Raw genomic sequence first — 19,913 nt, 5'->3', positions numbered from 1 at the left:
GCCATATCCCCTACTCTTTGATGCTGTGAGCGACGAACTTCCCGAGCAGATGCGCATCCGGAGGGAGAAGCTCGACCGCCTTCGCAGTGAGGGCGTCGATCCTTACCCGGTGACCTTTCCCCGCACGGCGACCAACGCGGAGGTCAGGGAGAAATACCAGGCCCTCGACCCGGACACCGCGACCGGTGACAAGGTCGGCGTCGCGGGCCGCGTCATGCTCAACCGTGTGGGCGGCAAACTCTGCTTCGCCACACTCCGCGACGGCAGCGGCGACCTGCAGGTGATGATCTCGCTCGACAAGGTCGGCGAGGAGTCGCTGGCGGCCTGGAAGCGCGACGTCGACCTGGGTGACCACGTGGGCGTGGAGGGCGAGGTCATCACCTCCCGCCGGGGCGAGCTGTCGATCCTGGCCGACCGCTGGCAGATCACCGCCAAGTGCCTGCGCCCGCTGCCGGAGAAGCACGTCGGCCTCACCGACCCCGAGGCCCGCGTACGCCAGCGCTACGTCGACCTCATCGTCAACGACGAGGCCCGGGAGATGGCCCGCGTCCGCAGCGCCACGGTGCGCGCGGTGCGCGACTTCTGGCACGAGGAGGGCTACCTCGAGGTCGAGACGCCCATGCTGCAGCCGATCCACGGTGGCGCGGCGGCCCGGCCGTTCAAGACCCACATCAACGCGTACAACATGGAGCTCTACCTTCGCATCGCGATCGAGCTCTACCTGAAGCGGCTCGTGGTCGGCGGCATCGAGAAGGTCTTCGAGATCAACCGCAACTTCCGCAACGAGGGCGCGGACTCCACGCACAACCCCGAGTTCACCATGATCGAGGCGTACGGCACCTACCTCGACTACAACGACATGGCCGACCTGACCCAGCGGATGTACCAGAAGGCCGTCGTGGCCGCCCTGGGCACCTCTGTGGTCGTCCATGACGGCGTCGAGGTGGACCTGGGCATCCCCGAGTGGCCGCGCATCACCCTGTACGGGGCGGTGTCCGAGGCGCTCGGCGAGGAGATCACCACCGAGACCCCGCTGGAGCAGGTCCGGAAACTCGCCGACGGCCGCGAGATCCACTGGGACCCGAAGTGGGGCCAGGGCAAGCTCGTCCAGGAGATCTTCGAGGCCCTCGTCGAGCACACGCTCATCCAGCCGACGTTCGTCATGGACTATCCGCTGGAGACCTCCCCGCTGACCCGCCAGCACCGCGACAACCCGCTGCTGACCGAGAAGTGGGACCTCATCGGGTTCGGCACGGAGCTGGGCACCGCCTACTCCGAACTCGTCGACCCGGTCGAGCAGCGCCGGCGCCTGGTGGAGCAGTCGCTGCTGGCCGCCGGGGGCGACCCGGAGGCCATGCAGCTCGACGAGGACTTCCTGCAGGCGCTGGAGTACGCCATGCCGCCCACGGGTGGCATGGGAGCCGGGATCGACCGGATGATCATGGCCTTCACCGGCAAGAGCATCCGGGAAACGATCTTGTTCCCGCTGGTCAAGCCGACCAACTGACCCGCCTGCCGCCGAAGGGTGTCGGCCCGGCTCCCACGCCGGGCCGTACCGGCCGCTGTCGGGTTGACAGCGGCCCGATCTCCTGCGGCGAGTAGGAGAACGCGGGCGGCGAAGTTCGCCGGCCCCTAAACGCGGGGAGCGGACATCTCCTGGCCGCCTGCGCCGAGTGGCTTCTCCCTCTGGCGCATGAACCGTTCATGGTCTTTGGCGGGCGCTGCCGACTCGGCCGCGCAAGGGTACAAATGGGTGCCCCAAGCAGCTACATTTCCGATATTTCGCATATTGAATGCGAAGAATATTCGCGTTCCCTGGATTCGGCGCCCAGCAGGTCCGCGGTGCTCGTGGGGAGCGGGGCTGGAGCCGTTGTAAGGACGGCTGTGATCCCTCATCGGGCCCCGAAGTGTGCCGACATATGGCGAGTACTTCACATACCGCCGATCATGTCAATGGCGATGGTCAGAGGGCGGTATTCGCTGGCTTGACGACCTTTCCAGAATGCGTTTACCGTCTGCGAGACGAGCTGCAGCTCTGCTCGGACATAGACGTCTCGAGTTCTGCTGTTGGGGGGAGGGCTCCCGATGTATGTGCTCACTGAGAGCGTCGAGCTTAGCCACGCGGATCTGGCGTTGCTGGCGGAGCTTGCCAAGGGGGTCACGGTTGATCGGGTTGGCAGACGACTGGATATCAGCGGGCGCACGGTACGCCGGAGACTTCGGGGTATCTGCGACCGCATCGGCGTCGCCACCGCGATCGAGGCCGTGGCCTGGGCCGCCCGTCGCCAGCTCATCTGACCGCTCGACCGGCCCAGCCGCCCGGGCCCCAGCTGTCAGAGTGCTTGTCGTGGTGTCCGGAGGTCAGTCGGCGATGCGTACGGCGCCCGCGAACGGACGGCGGGCGATGGACGCGATACGTACGACGTCGCCGGTCTGCGGCGCGTGGACCATCATGCCGCCGCCGATGTAGATGCCGACGTGGTGCAGGTCGCCATAGAAGAAGACCAGGTCGCCGGCGCGCAGCTCCTCCTTGGAGATGTGCCGTCCGGCCGTCCACTGGTCGCCGGTGTAGTGCGGCAGTGAGATGCCCACCCGCTGGTAGGCCGCCATCACGAGGCCGGAGCAGTCGTACGAGGTCGGCCCCTCGGCGCCCCAGACGTACGGCTTGAGCTGCTGCGTGAGCGCCCACCTGGCAGCCGTGGCCGCCTTGCCGGCGCCGATGACCGGCAGGTCGACCCGCGTGGCCCGGGTGCCGGGACGGCCCGCCTCGCCGATCGCCCGCTTGAAGAGGCTGCTCTCGACTTTGGCGACGAGCTTGGTGATCTTGTCGCGCTTGGTGCCGAGGCCCTCGACGATCTTCTCGACCTCGTCGATGCGCGTCTTGGCGCTGGCCCTGGCCTGCTCGGCGGCCTGCCTGGCCGTGGTCACCTGGTTGACCTCGAAGCCCTGCTGCTGCTCCAGCGCGTAGGTGGTGGCCGCCCGGTCGAGGAAGCTCTCAGGGTCGTCGGAGGTGCCGAATGCCAGCGCCTGACCGAAGCCGCCGCTGATGTAGGCGTTCTGGGCCAGCAGCGCGGCCTTGGCGTGTTTGGCGGCCAGATCGGCCTCACTGGTGGACAGCGTCTTCTGGGCCGCCTCAGCCGACTTCCTGGCTTTCTTGAGCTTCTCCCGCTGGCCGTTGAACTCCTCGCTCAGCGTCTCGATCTGGGTGTGGAGCTCCTCGGCCTGCTCGGACAGGTCCTTCAGCGAGGGCTTGGGATCGGCGACGGCGGAGCCGACGGGTACGGCGAAGAGGAGGGTGGCGATGGTCGCCGCGATGACACCCAACCGGGTGGGGACCTTCCGGAGCTCCGGAGCGCGGGCGTGAGCGCCCACCGGCGTCCCCTCGCGATCGCGGGTCTGCTTCACCAACCAGCTCCTCTCATCGGCGCCTACCGGGTTAGCTGACGGGTTCGGGCCGGAGCAGCCCTACCGAACGACTCGCTCGGATTCACCCCATGGGTGGTGGCGTCGGGATGAGGTCGCCACCGGCGGGTCCCCGGCTCCCCTTACGGGGATTGGGCGCGTCTCCACGCTGGCTCGCGTGGGTGACATCGTCGCTGGACACTAGTGCACTCCGGGTTCGTGCTCAACCAGAACTGCCAAGTCTGTAGAGGTTTCGCAACCGAAGGGTCACGAGGTGGTCTCGTGCCTGTCGGTGCTGAACAAACTTTATGTCCTTTTTGCACCAAGTTCGTCAAGGCATGGAAGCCTATCGGCCAAGGGCATCCCGCATCGTGCTCGATCAACCACGAGATGTCATGAGATGGGAGAGACGTCAGAGTTAGGGGGAGGCCGTAATCGGATCTGTACGCTGGAGACCCATGGAGCAGGTCGCCGAAGTGACAGTCCCGGACACGGAAGTCGTCGTCCGGCGTGCCCGCACGCCGGATGTCAGGACGATCCGTCTCCTGGTCGACACCTACGCGGGCGCCGGGCCCCGGCTTCTGGAGAAGGCCACCGTCACTCTGTACGAGGACGTGCAGGAGTTCTGGATCGCCGAGCGCGGCGGCCAAGTGGTCGGCTGCGGCGCGCTGCACGTGCTTTGGGAGGATCTCGCGGAGATTCGCACGGTGGCCGTTGATCCGGAGTTCCGAGGCTTCGGAATCGGGCACCGGATCGTCTCTTCCTTGATCAAAACGGCCCGGGAACTCGGCCTGCGCCGGGTTTTCTGTCTGACTTTTGAGGTGGATTTTTTCGCGAGGCATGGATTCCGCCCCGTACAGGGCACCCCGGTCTCACCCGAGGTCTATGCGGAGCTGCTGGCCTCGTACGACGAGGGTGTCGCCGAGTTCCTCGACCTCGAACACGTCAAGCCCAACACCCTGGGGAACACCCGCATGCTTCTCCACCTGACATCGGGTGACGCGGACCTTGACTAATGGGAAAGGTGATTGTTGATACCTATGTCGATACGTTGGGCAGCACAGGCATGTGTCCTGACACGTGCCACATGCGCACTCGAAGCGAGGTGACACGGTGAGCACCGGACAGCCGCCGTATCCACAGGACGAATCCGGCGAGAACTCTGCGCCTGGCGGATCTGAATACGGACATCACAACGCGGGCCGTCCCTATGGCGAGCCCGACCCGGATGCGACGGTCGTTGGCTACCGGGCGGACGACGCCTACGGTCAGCAACCCAACTACGGGCAACAGCAGCCGGGCTACGGCCAACAGCCGCAGTACGGTCAGCAGCAGCAGCCGGGCTACGGCCAGCAGCCGCAGCAACCGCAGTACGGACAGCAGCCGCAGTACGGGCAGCAGCCCGGCTACGGCCAGCAACCGGAATACGGCCAGCAGCAGCCCGGATACGGTCAGCAACCCGGATACGGTCAGCAGCAGGCTTCGGGTCAGCAACCCGAGTACGGCCAGCCCAACTACGGTCAGCAGCCGCAATCGCAACCCGGTTACGGTCAGCAACCGCAATCCCAGCCTGGTTACGGCCAGCAGCCCGGTTACGGGCAGCAGCCGTCCCAGCCGGGCTACGGTCAGCAGCAGCCGTCGCAACCCGGCTACGGCCAGCAGCAGTACGGCCAGCAGCCCCCGTCGGGCCAGCAGCCCGGCTATGGGCAGCAACCCGGTTACGGGCAGCAGCAGCCGTCCCAGCCGGGCTATGGCCAGCAGCAGCCGTCGCAACCCGGCTACGGCCAGCAGCAGTACGGCCAGCCGGACTACGGTCAGCAGCAGCAGTACGGTCAGCCTGGCTACGGTCAGCAGCCCCAGTACGGCCAACAGCCCGGCTACGGGCAGCCGCAGCCACATGGGGTGCAACCGCCCGGCGCCCCGGCCCCGCTCGCCGAGTGGTGGCAGCGGCTCGTGGCGAGGATCATCGACGGTGTCATCTTCGGCATCGCGAACTGGGTGATCGGTCTCGTTTTCGGGGCCATCCTGCTCGCCGGCTACAACTCCGCGACCGGCACGACGACCGGTCTGCTGGGGCCGACCGCCTACGGCATCGTGGTGGCCATCGTGATGACGGCGGTGTATGTCGCCTACGAGTTCTTCATGACCAAGATGAGCGGCCAGACGGTCGGCAAGATGGTCATGGGGATCAAGATCGTGCCGACGGGCACCATGCTGCCTCCGGGCGGCCTGCCGAACGACGTGGCGCTCAAGCGGGCCGGTGGCACGTGGGGCGGATACATCCTCGGCTTCATCCCGTGGGTCGGGGCGCTGCTCGGCGGGATCGTCGTCGCGCTGAACGGCGCCTCCCAGCTCTGGGACAAGCCGCTGCAGCAGACGTTCGCCGACAAGTTCAGCAACACGGTGGTAGTGAAGATCAAGTAGTCTTCGCGGACGCGAAACAGAGGCTGGCCACCGGTCGGCCTCTGTTTTGTATGTGCGGGCGGCAGCAAAATGGGTAGCGGTCGGTTCGCCGAAGGGGCGAGGTGGGTTATGACCGGGTTGCCGCCGTGGAGTGACGCCGTCCCCGCGGAATGGTGGGAACGCCTGGCCGCCCGGCTCATTGAAGCCCTCGTCTTCGGTGTCTTCTATTACATTCTGTTCGTCGCGCTGTGGGGCGGCTTCCGAACTGTCGGGTTGCTGGAGACGTTCGACGGCCGGCTGCCCGGCGTGTTCGCCTGGCTGCTCGGTGGGCTGGGATATACGGTCTATGACTGGGCCGCGCATTCCATGAGCGGCCGTACGTTCGGCAAGGCGATCATGAAGATTCGCCTCGAACCGAGCGGCCTTCGGCGCGGTGCTCTGCTGAAACGGGCCCTGGTCTATCCGGGAGCGGCGATGGTCATGGGCATTCCGGTGCTCAATGTGCTGGCTGGAATCTTCGTCTTCGGCGTCGGGATCCTCATCTTGATCGACAAGCCGCTGCAGCGTGGGCCGCACGACCGGCTCGCCGGAACGCGGGTGATCAAAGATCTCCGCTGAGCCTTGTGGGCCTGGACAGAAGTCTTTCCGCAAAATTTTCGCTTGATCCGGTAAGGAGCCTGGAGAGACTGGCATTAGGCTATGGGGCGTCCGGGTTGCCGGATGTTGGCGCACATGGCACATGGACGGCATCCATGTACCACTATGGTCGGGTGCGGGCGGTTGTCCACCTCGTGAGGCATGAGGGGCGCTCATGCCCAGGCCGCTTGTGGATAAAGCGCCCATCGAAACCCCCGTCCGCTGTGGAGGCGAGGACGAATGCAGGCCCTTACCGACGTATTGTCAGCGCTGATCCCGCCGGTGGTGGTGGGCGCCGCCTTCATCTTTGGCGTAGTGAAGTTGGTCCGATCCGAGGCCGCCGGACGCCGTCCAAACCCCCAGGATCAGGCCGAGAACCACAACTGAGCCGCAACTGAGCCGCCGCTCAGCAGAATCTCTGTAGCGCTGAATTGTCTCCGCGCCTTTCCGGGTATATGTTTGCCCTGGCGAATGAAACAATGCTCCGCGAAAGGATTGCGTAGATGGCCAAGCAGATCCAGGAGATTCTCATCGATGACCTCGATGGGGGCGAGGCCAATGAGACGGTCAGCTTCGCTATTGACGGCTCCTCCTATGAGATTGACCTGAGCGACCTTAACGCCAAGAAGCTGAGGGACGCGCTCACGCCTTTCGTACAGCACGCTCGTCGGTCCGGTGCCGTGACCACGCGTCGGCGCGGTCGCGGCGGGCAGCGTGCGATGAGCCGCGAGAAGAGCTCGGAGATCCGGCAGTGGGCCAAGGCTCACGGTCTGCCGGTGAGCGAGCGTGGCCGAATCGCCTCTACCGTGGTGGAGAAGTACGAACAAGCTCACTAGAGAGCCATCTCCTGACCATGCGCTTATGCCGCTCGCCTAAGAACCCCGGCGAACGCCATAAGCGCATGATCATTTATAGCCGCCTCTCAAATGGTGGACGGTTCGTGACGGCGATCTTCTAATCGCCCATATGTGATCATTTTGGGCTGCCCGCTCGGTCGATTCCGGGCGGTTTTCTGGCATGGTGCGTTCCAGCCCCGGTGTGAGCAACCCGGTGCGGCGACGGTCTGGATCGGTAACCGCCACGGCCCGGATCGGTAACCTCGCTGACCGGACCGGCGATTTCGCGGCGCGCGCGTGCCGTGCCGGGATCGGGATTTCGCGGCCCGCGCGCCGTGCCGGGGATCGAGATTTTCGCGGCCTGCCGGGTGCCGTGGCACGACCGAGATTCCGCGACCCGCGGGTGCCGTACCACGATCGATTGGCGGCGGGCGCGCTTCCTTACATAGGATGTTTGCGTATGGCTCGCGGATGAGGCATCGGCGATGCACGGGCGAGCCCTCTCCCCGGCACTGCCCGCAAGCCGATCCATGTTGATCTGCCGGCGCCGTGGCGGCCAATTCCAGGCGCTTCACGGAAGCCACCTAAACATCGTTCGCTTGCGGCGTATCGGGAACACGTAACCCCCGATCGGTAGTTGGATAGAGGGTGAACGCCCTGCTCCCGGGGAACGTCTCTGCTATAGAGCGTGTCAGTGGCAGTGGGCACGGTTCGCCGAGCCAGGGCTAGCATGCGGGATGACGGGACCGGATTTACCGGCCTGACTGACCGCTCTGTGAGGAGCGACGAGATGTTCGAGAGGTTCACCGACCGAGCAAGGCGGGTTGTCGTCTTGGCCCAAGAAGAGGCCAGGATGCTCAACCACAACTACATCGGCACTGAGCACATTCTTCTTGGTTTGATCCATGAAGGTGAGGGCGTAGCCGCCAAGGCTCTGGAGAGCCTGGGCATCAGCCTTGAAGGAGTGCGTCAGCAGGTCGAGGAGATCATCGGCCAGGGCCAGTCGGCTCCGTCGGGGCACATTCCGTTCACCCCGCGGGCCAAGAAGGTTCTTGAGCTGTCGCTCCGTGAGGCTTTGCAGCTGGGTCACAACTACATCGGCACCGAGCACATCCTGCTCGGGCTCATCCGTGAGGGTGAGGGTGTGGCCGCCCAGGTGCTGGTCAAGCTTGGAGCCGATCTCAACCGTGTCAGGCAGCAGGTCATCCAGTTGCTCCACGGTTACCAGGGCAAGGAGCCGGCCGCCGCGGGCGGCCCGCAGGAGTCGGCCCCGTCGACCTCCCTGGTGCTCGACCAGTTCGGCCGCAACCTGACCCAGGCCGCCCGCGAGGGCAAGCTGGATCCGGTCATCGGCCGTGAGAAGGAGATCGAGCGGGTCATGCAGGTCCTCTCCCGGAGGACCAAGAACAACCCGGTTCTGATCGGCGAGCCCGGCGTCGGCAAGACCGCCGTCGTCGAGGGCCTGTCACAGAAGATCGTCAGGGGCGAGGTGCCCGAGACGCTGAAGGACAAGCAGCTCTACACGCTTGACCTCGGCGCTCTGGTGGCGGGCTCGCGCTACCGCGGCGACTTCGAAGAGCGCCTGAAGAAGGTGCTCAAGGAGATCCGCACGCGCGGCGACATCATCCTGTTCATCGACGAGCTGCACACGCTCGTCGGCGCGGGCGCGGCCGAGGGCGCGATCGACGCCGCCAGCATCCTCAAGCCGATGCTGGCGCGTGGCGAGCTGCAGACCATCGGTGCCACGACCCTCGACGAATACCGCAAATACCTGGAGAAGGACGCCGCTCTGGAGCGGCGCTTCCAGCCGATCCAGGTGGCCGAGCCCTCGCTCAGCCACACGATCGAGATCCTCAAGGGCCTGCGCGACCGCTACGAGGCGCACCACCGGGTGTCCATTACCGATGGCGCGCTGGTGGCCGCCGCGCAGCTGGCCGATCGCTACATCAGCGACCGCTACCTGCCCGACAAGGCGATCGACCTCATCGACGAGGCCGGTTCGCGGATGCGCATCCGCCGGATGACCGCTCCGCCGGACCTGCGCGAGTACGACGAGAAGATCGCCAACGTCCGCAGGGACAAGGAGTCCGCGATCGACGCGCAGGACTTCGAGAAGGCGGCCGCGCTCCGTGACCAGGAGAAGCAGCTCCAGCTCAAGCGCGAGCGGCGCGAGAAGGAGTGGAAGGCCGGCGACATGGACGTCGTGGCCGAGGTCACCGAGGAGCTCATCGCCGAGGTCCTGGCGACGGCCACCGGCATCCCGGTCTTCAAGCTGACCGAGGAGGAGTCGCAGCGCCTGCTCCGCATGGAGGACGAGCTGCACAAGCGGATCATCGGTCAGGACGACGCCATCAAGGGCCTGTCCAGGTCGATCCGGCGCACCCGCGCCGGGCTGAAGGACCCGCGCCGTCCCGGCGGCTCGTTCATCTTCGCCGGCCCGTCCGGTGTTGGTAAGACCGAGCTGTCCAAGGCGCTGGCGGAGTTCCTCTTCGGTGACGAAGACGCGCTGATCAGCCTGGACATGTCGGAGTTCATGGAGAAGCACACCGTCTCCCGGCTGTTCGGCTCGCCTCCCGGCTACGTCGGCTACGAGGAGGGCGGCCAGCTCACCGAGAAGGTGCGGCGCAAGCCGTTCTCGGTGGTCCTGTTCGACGAGATCGAGAAGGCCCACCCCGACATCTTCAACTCGCTGCTGCAGATCCTGGAAGACGGTCGCCTGACCGACGCCCAGGGCCGGGTGGTCGACTTCAAGAACACGGTCATCATCATGACCACCAACCTCGGCACCCGCGACATCTCCAAGGGCATCGGGGTCGGGTTCGCCAAGTCCAACGACGCCGACTCCAACTACGAGCGGATGAAGGCCAAGGTCCAGGAGGAGCTCAAGCAGCACTTCCGGCCCGAGTTCCTCAACCGTGTCGACGACATCGTGGTCTTCCACCAGCTGACGCCGGCGGAGATCATCCTGATCGTGGACCTGATGCTCGCTCAGGTCGACGCCCGGATGAAGGACCGCGACATGGGGCTCGACGTCTCGCCCGAGGCCAAGCAGCTGCTGGCCGACCGTGGTTACGACCCGGTCATGGGTGCCCGGCCGCTGCGCCGGACCATCCAGCGCGAGCTCGAGGACTCGCTGTCGGAGAAGATCCTGTACGGCGAGCTCCGCCCGGGGCAGATCGTCAAGGTCACCATCGAGGGCGAAGGCGACAACGCGAAGTTCATCTTCACCGGTGAGGACGCGTCGTCCAGCCAGGTCCCCGACTCGGCCGCGGCGATCGCGGCGCCGATCAAGAACTGACGGCGTCCAAGTACGACCCAGTAACCCCCGTGTGAGGGATCACACGGGGGTTACGTCGTTTTCTGCGTCGTTGCCGAATTTTTGGAAACCTGGGTACACCGCCACCGGGAGTAGTACTACACTGCGTAGAGCAATGCCAAGTCTCGCCCAAGTCGTCCCCAAGGCGGCGTTTTCAGGGTGAGGGCTGCTCCCTGGGGAGTACTACGGAATCAACTCAGGGCGGACGCGTGCGCCCCCCGGCAGCAGGCATGCTCGACAGGTCCGCATGATCCCCAAGGCGGGCGACGGGAACGACCATGCAAGCCGTGGAGGATTAAATGCGTCTGCGTCACCAAGACGGAACGCTGGTGCACCTCGCCTACAACGCAGGCGTACACCCGGCGGAGGACCTGGAGAACCTGATCGCCCACCTGACCCGCTACGCGGTGCCGGTGCGCAAGCGGCTCGGGGTCGAGCGCATGGGCGTCGGGCTGTGGCTCTCGCCCGGCGTGGCCGACCACCTGACGGCCGACCGCATCGAGCTCGTACGGCTGCGCAGGTCGCTGGAGGAGCGCGGCCTGGAGGTGGTGAGCCTCAACGGCACCGGCGGGCGCAACCTGGAGGTGCCCGGCCCCGACTGGGCCAAGCCGGAGCGCTACCGCTACACGATGGCGCTGGCCAAGATCCTCGCGTTCCTGCTGCCCGACGACGTACGCTTCGGCAGCATCTCCACCATCCCGATCGGCTGGCGCCACGACTGGCCCGCCGACCTGCACGCCATCGCCACCCGGCGGCTCGAACGGCTGGCCAGGGAGCTGCGCGGCATCTACAGCGTCACCGGCAAGACCATCCGTGTCGGCTTCGAGCCCTGGCCCGGCTGCGTGCTGGAGACGACGGAGCAGGCGCTGGAGCGGGTGTGCGGGATCGACTCCGAGCACCTGGGCGTCTGCCTCGACGCCTGCCACCTGACCTGCGGCGACGAGGAGCCCGGCGCGGCACTGCGGGGCCTGGCCGCCGCGGGCGCGCCGGTGGTCAAGCTGGGGCACGTGCACAACCACACGGGGGATACGCCCAGCACGGGCGCGGTGCTGTACGACACGATGGCGGCGATGCTATCGGGGGCCGTGAGCGGGAGCGCCCACATCGAGGTCGAGACGCACAACCTGGCGGTGCCGGGCCGCGCCAAGGGGCCGGGGGCGCTGGTGTCCCTGCTGGCCGAACAGCTCGACTGGGCCCGCACCAGCCTGACCGGTCTGGGCCTGCAACTCGCCGCGTAGCCCCCGGCCGGGTGCCCGCCGACGGCATGGTCCCGCCGTGGGTTCGCTGTCCACGCCTCCGGCATGTGACCCGTGGACCGCTGCGCCGCACGCGGGCCCTATGCGCAACGCATGTGACCTGTGGACCGCTGGACCGCACGCGGGCCCTATGCGCCCTGGTTCGTGGCGCCGATGGAACCGTTGCCAGAGGCGCGCCACCGTCTCGTGGTCCGGCGGTCCGATCCCCCCCAGGCGGCGGGGCCGGATGGGCCGGTCAGGAGTGGGGCAGGCGGTAGGTGCCGTCGTCGAGGTGTTCGGCGAGGCCGTCCGTGATCAGGCCGTCCAGGGCGCGCTCCCGTTGCACCGGGTCGTCCCACACCACGTCGAGCGCCGCCTTGGGCACCGGGCCGTGGGCGGCGCGCAGTACGGCCAGCAGGCGGCCCCGGCACTGCCGGTCCGTCCCCGCGTACGTCTGACCCTTGCGAGCGGGCCCGGCATGCGGTGGTTTGCCGGCCAGGCGCCACGCGCACAGCTGGGCGATCGGGCAGTCGGCGCAGCGCGGCGTGCGAGCCGTACAGACCAGGGCGCCGAGCTCCATGACGGCCACGCCCCAGCGGGCGGCGCCGAGTTCGGGCAGGAGGGTCTCGGCCAGACGGCGCTCGGCGGCGGAGGTGGCCGTCGGCGGGTACTCCTCGGCCCGTACCGCCCTCGCGAACACGCGCCGGACGTTGGTGTCGAGGACCGCGTGCCGCCCGCCGTACGCGAAGCTGGCGACCGCGGCGGCGGTGTACTCACCGATGCCGGGCAGCGCCAGCAGGGTCGCGTGGTCTGACGGCACCTCGCCGCCGTGCTCCTCGGTGATGGCCTTAGCGCACGCGTGCAGCCGCAACGCCCGGCGCGGGTAGCCGAGCCTGCCCCAGTGGCGTACGGCCTCGCCGGGGAGCTCGGCCGCCAGGGCCTTCGGGGTGGGCCAGCGGTCCATCCACTCGTGCCAGATGGGCAGGACGCGGACGACCGGGGTCTGCTGCAGCATGATCTCGCTGACGAGCACACCCCAGGGTGTCGCGTCGGGGGTACGCCACGGGAGGTCTCGGGCGTTGTCCTCGTACCACTCCAGAACGGGGACGTGTAGGAGGTTCGGCTCAACCACGCGCCCTAGGCTATGCCGAGATGGCGACCAGCGGCGTGTCGTCACCCTCCGTGGCCAATGGATTACCATGCTGTGAGTATGGATCCGGATACGATGGGTGACGGCAGCGGAGACGTCTACTGGCGACGGCGCATGAGCGTGCTGGTAGCGGTTCTCGTCGTGGTGGCGGTTGTCGCTTGGGCGTGTTCCAGCGGGGGGAGTGGGCCGCAGCGTTCCTCCAGCGCGCAGACCTCCACGAGCGCGTCGCCCTCGACGGATCCGCTGCTCGACGGCCTGCGCACCCTCACCATGGGCACGGCCACCCCCACGGCGTCGGTGTCGGTGTCGCCCGCACCCAGCCCCAGCAAGGTCACGCTCACGCCCATGACCCGGCCCAAGCGGCCTGGCGAGCCCTGCACCGAGGCCGACCTGGTGCTCAGCATGCAGGGCAAGCAGGACGTCTACGCGGCGGGCGCCCAGCCCAGCTTCCTCATCAGCCTGGTCAACACCGGCCCCGTCATGTGCTTGGCCGATGTGGGTCCGCGCTCCATGGAGGTGCGCATCACCTCCGGGGAGGATCGGATCTGGTCGACCTCCGACTGTGTGAGTGGTGAGGCGACCGAGATCAAGCAGTTGCAGCGCGGGGTTCCGTGGGTGCGCTCGCTCGACTGGAACCGGCGCCGCTCCAGCAGCGACTGCCGTACGGACCCGCCGGCCGCCCTGCCGGGGACCTACGTGGCCGTGGTGCGCATGGGCAAGCTCAAAAGCCAGATGGGCGTCTTCCACCTCCGCTGAGGAGTGCCCCACCGAGCACGGCCGCACGGGGATCGCTCCAGACGCGTCAGACGTACGGACGTTGCGCTGCGGGCGTGTGGGACATACGGGCGTTGCGTTCTGGACGCGTCTGATGTACGGGCGTTGCGTTCCGGGCGCGTCTGATGTCGTGCGCCGGGCGTGTCAGACGTAGCGCTCGAGGATGGAGGATTCCGCGAGGCGGGAGAGGCCCTCGCGGACGCTGCGTGCCCGGGACTCGCCGACGCCGCCCACCGCCTGGAGGTCGTCGATGCTGGCCGCCAGCAGCTTCTGCAGCCCGCCGAAGTGGTTGACCAGCCGATCGACCACGGTGGCGGGCAGGCGGGGCACCTTGGCCAGGAGGCGGAACCCGCGCGGGCTGACCGGGCTGTCGAGCGTCTCGTCACCGCTGTGTCCCAGCACGTGGGCGACCGTCGAGAGGTCGAGCAGCTCCTCGCCCGAGAGCTGGTCGAGGTCGTGCATGGCCTCCGCGAGGCGCCGGTGTCGGCGGCCGGCGGGGGCCGGGAGGTAGTCGCGGACGACCAGCTCGCGCTCGGAGTCGACGCCCGCCACCAGCTCGTCGAGCTGCAGCGACAGGAGCCGACCGTCGGTGCCGAGCTCGACCACGTAGCCCTTGATCTCGTCGGAGATGCGCCTGACCATCTCCAGGCGCTGGGCGACGGCGGCCACGTCACGGACCGTCACCAGGTCTTCGATCTCCAGGGCCGACAGCGTGCCGGAGACCTCGTCGAGGCGGTGCTTGTAGCGTTCGAGCGTGGCGAGGGCCTGGTTGGCCTTCGACAGGATGGCCGCCGACTCCTCCAGCACGTAGCGGATGCCGTCGAGGTAGAGGGCGATGATCCGCATCGACTTGCTGATCGCGATGATCGGCAGGCCGGTCTGGCGGGCGACCCGCTGCGCGGTGCGGTGGCGGGTGCCCGACTCGTCGGTCGGGATGCCGGGGTCGGGCACCAGGTGCACGGCGGCGCGGACGATCCGCTGGCCGTTGCCCACGACGATCGCGCCGTCCATCTTGGCCAGCTCGCGCAGCCGCGTGGCGGAGAACTCGACGTCGAGCTCGAATCCGCCGCTGGACACCTCTTCGACCACTTTGTTGTAGCCGAGCACGATCAGGCCGCCGGTCTGACCGCGCAGGATCCGCTCCAAGCCGTCGCGCAGTGGTGTGCCCGGGGCCACGGAGGCCAGGGCTTCGCGACGGCGGTCGTCGAGACTCCTGTCGTTTGGCACCTGACCCCCGTGTCGAAATAGTCAAGCCAAGCTTAGCCGCGCTATGTGACGTGCGTGAGTGCGTCCCAGACGTTCTCCACCTCGACCACCTCGAAGCCCGCCGCGAACGCCACTGGTCCGACGGGCACCAGTGACCGCTGCCCATCCCGTTGCCCGTTGCGGCGGCCGGTGCCTTGATCAAGGGAGCCGGCGGGCACCAGCCCGCGCTTGAACCCCAGCCTGGCGGCCTCGCTCAGCCGTCGCCGGACGTCCTTCACCGGGCGCAACTCGCCGGACAGCCCCACCTCACCCATGGCCACCAGACCGGCCGGCAGCGGCTTGTCACCGGCCGCGCTGGCCACCGCCAGCATCACCGACAGATCGATGGCCGGGTCGGACAGCTTGATGCCGCCGACGGTCGCGGTGAACACGTCGCAGCCCCCCAGCTTGGCGTTGAGCCGGCGTTCGAGGACGGCCAGGATCATCTGCACCCGATAGGTGTCGAGCCCCGAGGAGCTGCGTCTGGGCTGCTGCGCCTCGGTGCGGGCGACCAGGGCCTGCACCTCGGCCGGCAGCGGCCGGGTGCCCTCGACCGTGACCGTCACGCAGGTGCCCGGCACCGGCTGGCTGCGCCGCGAGACGAACAGCCCGCTCGGGTCGGTGATGCCCTCGATGCCGCGCTCGTGCAGGTCGAAGCAGCCGACCTCCTCGGTGGGGCCGAACCGGTTCTTGATCGCGCGGACCATCCGCAGCCGGGAGTGGCGGTCGCCCTCGAAGTTGAGCACGACGTCGACCAGGTGCTCAAGGGTGCGCGGACCGGCGATCGAGCCTTCCTTGGTGACGTGGCCGACGAGCACGGTGGCCATGTTGCGCTCCTTGGCCAGCCGTACGAGATTGGCGGCCACCTCACGCACCTGCGTCACCCCGCCCGGCACGCCGGTGGCCTGCGCGGAGCCGACCGTCTGCACCGAGTCGACGACCAGCAGCTTGGGCTGGACCTTGTCGACGTGCGCGACCAGCGCCGACAGCTCGGTCTCCGCCGCGAGATAGAGGTGGTCGCGGATGGCGCCGATGCGGTCGGCCCGCAAGCGGACCTGGGCCGCCGACTCCTCGCCCGTGACGTACAGCACGGTGTCGCGCTCGGCGATCCGGGCGGCCGCTTCGAGCAGCAGCGTCGACTTGCCGATGCCGGGCTCGCCGGCCAGCAGCACCACCGCCCCGGGCACCAGCCCACCGCCGAGCACCCGGTCGAGCTCGCTCACCCCGGTCGTGCGCGCGGCCGCCATCTCGGCCTTGACCTGGCCGATCGGTATCGCCGGCGCGGTCGTCGCGCCGGCCTGGACGACGTGCACCCCGGCGCGCGCGCCCTCTTCATCGACCGTGCCCCACGCCTGGCACTCGCCGCACCGGCCCACCCACTTCGTGGTGCGCCACCCGCACTCGGCGCAGCGGTATCCGGGCTTCTGCGCAGACTTGACCATGCGGAGCAGGCTAGCGGGCCGCGCCGACAATCTTCACGAGGTACGGGCGGTCTTTCACTAGGTGCGGGCGGTCCCTCGCCAAGCGCGGGCGGCCCTTCACCAGGTGCGGGCGGTCAGGCCAGGCCCAGTTCGGCCTCGATCATGCGCTTCGGCTTGGCCCCGACGACCTGCTTGACCGGCTGCCCGTTCTCGAACAGCAGCATCGTGGGCAGGCCCATGACGCCGTAGCGGGCCGAGATCTCAGGGTTCTCATCGCTGTTGAGCTTGCCGATGGTCAGACCGTGCTCGGCCTCGATCTCCGCGAGTACGGGGGCGACCATGCGGCATGGTCCGCACCATTCGGCCCAGAAGTCGACGAGCACCGGCTGGTCGCTCTTGAGGACCTTCTCCTCGAAGTTCGCGGTGTTCAGCTCGATCATTTCTCTCCTCTAAGAACGCAACCAGGGCACGCCGCGCCCAACTGGGCGGCGACCTCGGCGCGGCGGGCGAGCAGGACGCGGATCTCGTCGTCGATCTGGGCCAGCTTGCGATGATAGACGGCGACCGACTCGCTGCAGGAGCCGCCCGTGCTGTGGCCGGAGCGCAGGCAGTCGACGAAGGGCCGCGTGTCCTCCAGCGTGAATCCCACGGACAGCAGCGCCCGGATCTCGGACACCAGCTTGATGTCCTCCTCCGCGTAGTCGCGGTAGCCGTTGGAACCGCGTCTGGCCGTGAGCAGGCCGTGCTCCTCGTAGTAGCGGAGTGATCGGGTGCTCACCCCGGTCCGTTCGGCCAGCTCTCCGATGCGCATGCCTCCACGGTAAACGTTGACACTGACGTCAATGTCAAGCGGTCGTGGTGCGGTGACCCCCAGGTGGGTTCGTCACACGACCGCCCTGGTCCCTGTGGCGGTCTGTGGTGGTTGGTGTCCTTTTGGAGGGATACCCCCTCCGGGGGAGCGGAAGCGGGCGGCCGGTGGTGGCTGAGGTCCCTGGGGGAGGGACGCCCCCTCCGGGGAGCGGAAGGACGGGCACCCGGCGGAGGTTCGTGGGCGCCGCACTGATCAGTACGAGCGCCAGCGCAGCACGTTCGGGTAGGGCAGTTCGAGGCCGGGTGTCTCCGCGATCGCCTGGGCGGCCACCTCGGGGGTGAACTCGATGCGTAGCACCGCCTCCAGGTCGGCGCGGCGGGAGAAGGCCATCCGTAGGTCGAGTGGCTGCCGCTGCCACCCGTGGCGGTCCCAGAAGGACTCCACCGCTCTGGCGGAGTAGGTGGGCACCGTGCGCTGGAACCACCTGCCGAAGGCCCCACGGGTGGCGTCCAGGTCGATGACGAAGGCCGTGCCGCCCCGCCGTACGACCCTGGAGAGCTCCCGTAAGCCGGGCTCGCAGCCGGGGCCGAAGAAGTAGGCCCACCGCGCCACCGCGACGTCCACGGACGCCTCGGGCAGCGGCAGGGCCTGCGCGGTGGCGGCGTGGATCTCGACGGAGGGGAGCGTGGCGCAGCGGCGGCGGGCGAGCGCGACCAGGTCGCCGTGGGGCTCGACGCCGATCACCTTCGCCGCCTCGGCCGCGAAGACCGGTAGGTGGTAGCCGGTGCCGCAGCCGATGTCGAGCACCGTGGCGCCGTCCCAGGAGCGCAGGGCGCGCATCGCCGCGTTGGCGGCGCCGTCAGGGTCGACGGCGCGATTCTCCAGCTCGTAGACCTGGGGAGAGTTCCAGATGTTGGGGCTGGGGATGGCGCCTTTGGCGATCCGTGGCATGGTCCAACCGTAGGGCTCGCGCGCCAGATCGGCGTCACCGGCTTAGGCTGGCAACGTGGCTGACGTCATCCGAGTGCCCAGTGCGAAGATCGCATTGTCCACCGCTTCGGTATATCCAGAACGCACCCCCGACGCGTTCGAGCTGGCCGCGCGCCTGGGTTACGACGGGGTCGAGATCATGGTCGGCGCCGATCCCGTGAGCCAGGACATCGACGTGATCGAGCGGCTCTCGGAGCATTACGAACTCCCCGTGCTGGCCATCCACGCCCCCTGTCTGCTCGTCACGCAGCGCGTCTGGGGCCGCGATCCCTGGGCCAAGCTGGTCAAGGCCCAGAAGGCGGCCGAACGATTGGGCGCCTCGACGGTCGTGGTGCATCCACCGTTTCGCTGGCAGCGCGAATACGCGCGCGACTTCGAGGCCGGGCTGGCCCGCATGCGTGAGGAGACCGGGGTCACGTTCGCGGTGGAGAACATGTTCCCGCTCAAGGCCAGGGGCAACGACGTGGTCCCCTACTCGCCCGACTGGAACCCGACCGACTACGACTTCCCGCACGTCACGCTCGACCTGTCGCACACGGCCGTCTCGGGCACCGACGCCATGGAGATGGCCACCAAGCTCGGCGACCGTCTCGCGCATCTGCACCTGGCCGACGGCCTCGGCGTGACGAACAAGGACGAGCACCTCGTACCCGGCCGGGGCAACCAGCCGTGCGCGCCCATGCTGGAACGGCTGGCCAAGTCCGGCTACGGCGGTCTGGTCGTGCTGGAGATCAACACCCGCAAGGCGGCCAGCCGTACGGAGCGGATCGACGATCTGGCCGAGGCCCTCGCCTTCGCCCGCCTCTACCTGGCAGCCGCCCGATGAGCGTCGGACCGATGAGGAAACTGGGCAAGGTGTTCGACAGCGTCGCCGACGCCTACGACGCGGCCCGGCCGACATACCCGGACGAGATGTACCACGCGCTGTCGGAGGTGTCCGGCGTCGAGTTCGCCGGTGCGATGGCGGTCGACGTGGGCGCCGGCACCGGCATCCTGACGCGCGCGCTGCGGGCCCGGGGCTCACGGGTGATCGCGGTGGACGCGGGCGCGGAGATGCTGGCCCGCCTGCACTCGAAGGTCGAGGACGGCGGCACGGTCGCGGTGCTGGCCGATGGCAACGCGCTGCCGCTGACGGACGGGGTGGCCGATCTGGTGACCTACGCCCAGTCCTGGCACTGGCTCGACCCGGTGGTCTCGATCGCCGAGGCCAGGCGGGTGCTGCGGCCCGAAGGGGCCATCGTGGGCTGCTGGAACTTCGCCCACGCCGCCCAGGCCGACTGGCTGGCCGCCTATGAGGTACGTCTGGCGGAGGCGTGCCCGACCTACTGGGGCCAGGCGCTGGAGGAGTGGTCCGTGCCGCCCATCGCCGCCGCCCTGGACGTGGTCGAGGAGCGCTGGATCGCCTGGACCAGGCTGATCGGCATCGAGGACTTCCTGCTGGATCTCCGCTCGCATTCCTACATGGCGGCGCTGTCCCCGGAGGCCGCCGACGAACTCGTCGCGCGCCAGCGGACGGAGCTGCGCAAGGTCTTCGCAGAGGGCGTCATGCACGTGCCGATGCGCGTCTATCTGGTGGTCGGCAGGTGACCACCGAGCCGGCGAGGGAGCGCCGTCGTCTGGAGGAGGAGCGTCGGGAGCGAAGCGACCAGAGCGACGGGGGAAGACGGCGGCGTGAGGCGACCGAGCCCGCCGAG

At 68.1% G+C, this 19,913-nt stretch carries 19 protein-coding genes and 1 riboswitch; of the genes, 11 read left to right on the top strand and 8 right to left on the bottom strand.

Annotated elements, in window-relative coordinates; translation table 11 throughout:
- Positions 1-25: 25 nt before the first annotated feature.
- Both lysX and AB0J16_RS02005 read left to right on the top strand, forming a co-directional pair.
- Entirely contained in the window at positions 26-1,507 is a 1,482-nt protein-coding gene (lysX, locus tag AB0J16_RS02010; protein WP_358533545.1) for a bifunctional lysylphosphatidylglycerol synthetase/lysine--tRNA ligase LysX, read from the top strand.
- 578 nt (positions 1,508-2,085) lie between these two features.
- A complete protein-coding gene (locus AB0J16_RS02005; protein WP_357653940.1) occupies positions 2,086-2,298 on the top strand; it encodes a LuxR C-terminal-related transcriptional regulator in 213 nt (70 codons plus the stop codon).
- Between the two features lie 63 nt (positions 2,299-2,361).
- Here AB0J16_RS02005 and AB0J16_RS02000 read toward each other — a convergent pair whose 3' ends face one another.
- Positions 2,362-3,405: a C40 family peptidase gene (locus AB0J16_RS02000; protein WP_358533542.1), complete on the bottom strand. Its 1,044-nt coding sequence runs from the start codon at positions 3,403-3,405 to the stop codon at positions 2,362-2,364.
- Positions 3,406-3,410: 5 nt separating this feature from the next.
- A riboswitch (cyclic di-AMP (ydaO/yuaA leader) is annotated at positions 3,411-3,571 on the bottom strand.
- A gap of 289 nt (positions 3,572-3,860) precedes the next feature.
- Between AB0J16_RS02000 and AB0J16_RS01995 the strand changes: the two genes are divergently transcribed.
- Positions 3,861-4,418: an amino-acid N-acetyltransferase gene (locus AB0J16_RS01995; protein ID WP_357653942.1), complete on the top strand. Its 558-nt coding sequence runs from the start codon at positions 3,861-3,863 to the stop codon at positions 4,416-4,418.
- Between the two features lie 22 nt (positions 4,419-4,440).
- Here AB0J16_RS01995 and AB0J16_RS01990 read toward each other — a convergent pair whose 3' ends face one another.
- Complete coding sequence (locus tag AB0J16_RS01990) at positions 4,441-5,301, bottom strand: hypothetical protein (protein ID WP_358533539.1); 861 nt, start codon at positions 5,299-5,301, stop codon at positions 4,441-4,443.
- Between the two features lie 3 nt (positions 5,302-5,304).
- Here AB0J16_RS01990 and AB0J16_RS01985 point away from each other — a divergent pair, with 3 nt between their 5' ends.
- The 5 genes from AB0J16_RS01985 (at position 5,305) to AB0J16_RS01965 (ending at position 11,831) form a co-directional block, all read left to right on the top strand.
- Positions 5,305-5,826 (top strand): RDD family protein, encoded by a 522-nt coding sequence (locus AB0J16_RS01985; protein ID WP_358533536.1) that lies wholly within the window; start codon positions 5,305-5,307, stop codon positions 5,824-5,826.
- Positions 5,827-5,934: 108 nt separating this feature from the next.
- Positions 5,935-6,423, top strand: a complete 489-nt coding sequence (locus tag AB0J16_RS01980) for an RDD family protein (protein WP_358533533.1) — start codon at positions 5,935-5,937, stop codon at positions 6,421-6,423.
- 521 nt (positions 6,424-6,944) lie between these two features.
- Entirely contained in the window at positions 6,945-7,277 is a 333-nt protein-coding gene (locus AB0J16_RS01975) for an Lsr2 family protein (protein WP_357653944.1), read from the top strand.
- A gap of 790 nt (positions 7,278-8,067) precedes the next feature.
- The gene (locus tag AB0J16_RS01970; protein ID WP_358533530.1) at positions 8,068-10,575 is read left to right on the top strand and encodes an ATP-dependent Clp protease ATP-binding subunit; all 2,508 of its coding nucleotides are present in this window, start codon (positions 8,068-8,070) and stop codon (positions 10,573-10,575) included.
- Positions 10,576-10,892: 317 nt separating this feature from the next.
- Entirely contained in the window at positions 10,893-11,831 is a 939-nt protein-coding gene (locus AB0J16_RS01965) for a TIM barrel protein (protein ID WP_358533527.1), read from the top strand.
- A gap of 253 nt (positions 11,832-12,084) precedes the next feature.
- Here AB0J16_RS01965 and AB0J16_RS01960 read toward each other — a convergent pair whose 3' ends face one another.
- Positions 12,085-12,960 (bottom strand): A/G-specific adenine glycosylase, encoded by an 876-nt coding sequence (locus tag AB0J16_RS01960; RefSeq protein WP_358533525.1) that lies wholly within the window; start codon positions 12,958-12,960, stop codon positions 12,085-12,087.
- A 78-nt stretch (positions 12,961-13,038) separates the two neighbouring features.
- Between AB0J16_RS01960 and AB0J16_RS01955 the strand changes: the two genes are divergently transcribed.
- Positions 13,039-13,734, top strand: a complete 696-nt coding sequence (locus AB0J16_RS01955) for a hypothetical protein (RefSeq protein WP_358533522.1) — start codon at positions 13,039-13,041, stop codon at positions 13,732-13,734.
- Between the two features lie 162 nt (positions 13,735-13,896).
- Here AB0J16_RS01955 and disA read toward each other — a convergent pair whose 3' ends face one another.
- From disA to AB0J16_RS01930, 5 genes are all read right to left on the bottom strand, one after another.
- The gene (gene disA, locus AB0J16_RS01950) at positions 13,897-14,979 is read right to left on the bottom strand and encodes a DNA integrity scanning diadenylate cyclase DisA (RefSeq protein ID WP_357938822.1); all 1,083 of its coding nucleotides are present in this window, start codon (positions 14,977-14,979) and stop codon (positions 13,897-13,899) included.
- 41 nt (positions 14,980-15,020) lie between these two features.
- The gene (gene radA / locus AB0J16_RS01945; protein WP_358533520.1) at positions 15,021-16,439 is read right to left on the bottom strand and encodes a DNA repair protein RadA; all 1,419 of its coding nucleotides are present in this window, start codon (positions 16,437-16,439) and stop codon (positions 15,021-15,023) included.
- A 113-nt stretch (positions 16,440-16,552) separates the two neighbouring features.
- A complete protein-coding gene (trxA, locus tag AB0J16_RS01940) occupies positions 16,553-16,858 on the bottom strand; it encodes a thioredoxin (RefSeq protein ID WP_357653951.1) in 306 nt (101 codons plus the stop codon).
- Positions 16,855-17,229 (bottom strand): MerR family transcriptional regulator, encoded by a 375-nt coding sequence (locus AB0J16_RS01935; RefSeq protein ID WP_358533517.1) that lies wholly within the window; start codon positions 17,227-17,229, stop codon positions 16,855-16,857. Before AB0J16_RS01935 ends, trxA begins: the two co-directional genes overlap by 4 nt.
- Positions 17,230-17,481: 252 nt before the next feature.
- On the bottom strand, positions 17,482-18,180 hold the full coding sequence (locus AB0J16_RS01930) for a class I SAM-dependent methyltransferase (RefSeq protein ID WP_358533514.1): 699 nt from the start codon (positions 18,178-18,180) through the stop codon (positions 17,482-17,484).
- A gap of 55 nt (positions 18,181-18,235) precedes the next feature.
- Between AB0J16_RS01930 and AB0J16_RS01925 the strand changes: the two genes are divergently transcribed.
- Positions 18,236-19,045, top strand: coding sequence for a sugar phosphate isomerase/epimerase (locus AB0J16_RS01925; protein ID WP_357938832.1), 810 nt, complete (start codon positions 18,236-18,238; stop codon positions 19,043-19,045).
- 11 nt (positions 19,046-19,056) lie between these two features.
- Positions 19,057-19,806, top strand: a complete 750-nt coding sequence (locus tag AB0J16_RS01920; protein ID WP_358533511.1) for a class I SAM-dependent methyltransferase — start codon at positions 19,057-19,059, stop codon at positions 19,804-19,806.
- Positions 19,807-19,913 lie beyond the last annotated feature (107 nt).

This window comes from Nonomuraea sp. NPDC049750 (assembly GCF_040659625.1).
Taxonomy (GTDB): Bacteria; Actinomycetota; Actinomycetes; order Streptosporangiales; family Streptosporangiaceae; genus Nonomuraea.
This window is presented reverse-complemented; position numbering and strand designations above follow the sequence as displayed.

Bases quoted from the DNA above. Each gene is read 5' to 3' on its own strand.
- AB0J16_RS02005 (WP_357653940.1), top strand. From the start codon at position 2,086: ATGTATGTGCTCACTGAGAGCGTCGAGCTTAGCCACGCGGATCTGGCG.
- AB0J16_RS01995 (WP_357653942.1), top strand. From the start codon at position 3,861: ATGGAGCAGGTCGCCGAAGTGACAGTCCCGGACACGGAAGTCGTCGTC.
- AB0J16_RS01990 (WP_358533539.1), bottom strand. From the start codon at position 5,301: ATGTGGCTGCGGCTGCCCGTAGCCGGGCTGTTGGCCGTACTGGGGCTG.
- AB0J16_RS01980 (WP_358533533.1), top strand. From the start codon at position 5,935: ATGACCGGGTTGCCGCCGTGGAGTGACGCCGTCCCCGCGGAATGGTGG.
- AB0J16_RS01975 (WP_357653944.1), top strand. From the start codon at position 6,945: ATGGCCAAGCAGATCCAGGAGATTCTCATCGATGACCTCGATGGGGGC.
- AB0J16_RS01970 (WP_358533530.1), top strand. From the start codon at position 8,068: ATGTTCGAGAGGTTCACCGACCGAGCAAGGCGGGTTGTCGTCTTGGCC.
- AB0J16_RS01965 (WP_358533527.1), top strand. From the start codon at position 10,893: ATGCGTCTGCGTCACCAAGACGGAACGCTGGTGCACCTCGCCTACAAC.
- AB0J16_RS01955 (WP_358533522.1), top strand. From the start codon at position 13,039: ATGGATCCGGATACGATGGGTGACGGCAGCGGAGACGTCTACTGGCGA.
- radA (WP_358533520.1), bottom strand. From the start codon at position 16,439: ATGGTCAAGTCTGCGCAGAAGCCCGGATACCGCTGCGCCGAGTGCGGG.
- trxA (WP_357653951.1), bottom strand. From the start codon at position 16,858: ATGATCGAGCTGAACACCGCGAACTTCGAGGAGAAGGTCCTCAAGAGC.
- AB0J16_RS01935 (WP_358533517.1), bottom strand. From the start codon at position 17,229: ATGCGCATCGGAGAGCTGGCCGAACGGACCGGGGTGAGCACCCGATCA.
- AB0J16_RS01930 (WP_358533514.1), bottom strand. From the start codon at position 18,180: ATGCCACGGATCGCCAAAGGCGCCATCCCCAGCCCCAACATCTGGAAC.
- AB0J16_RS01920 (WP_358533511.1), top strand. From the start codon at position 19,057: ATGAGGAAACTGGGCAAGGTGTTCGACAGCGTCGCCGACGCCTACGAC.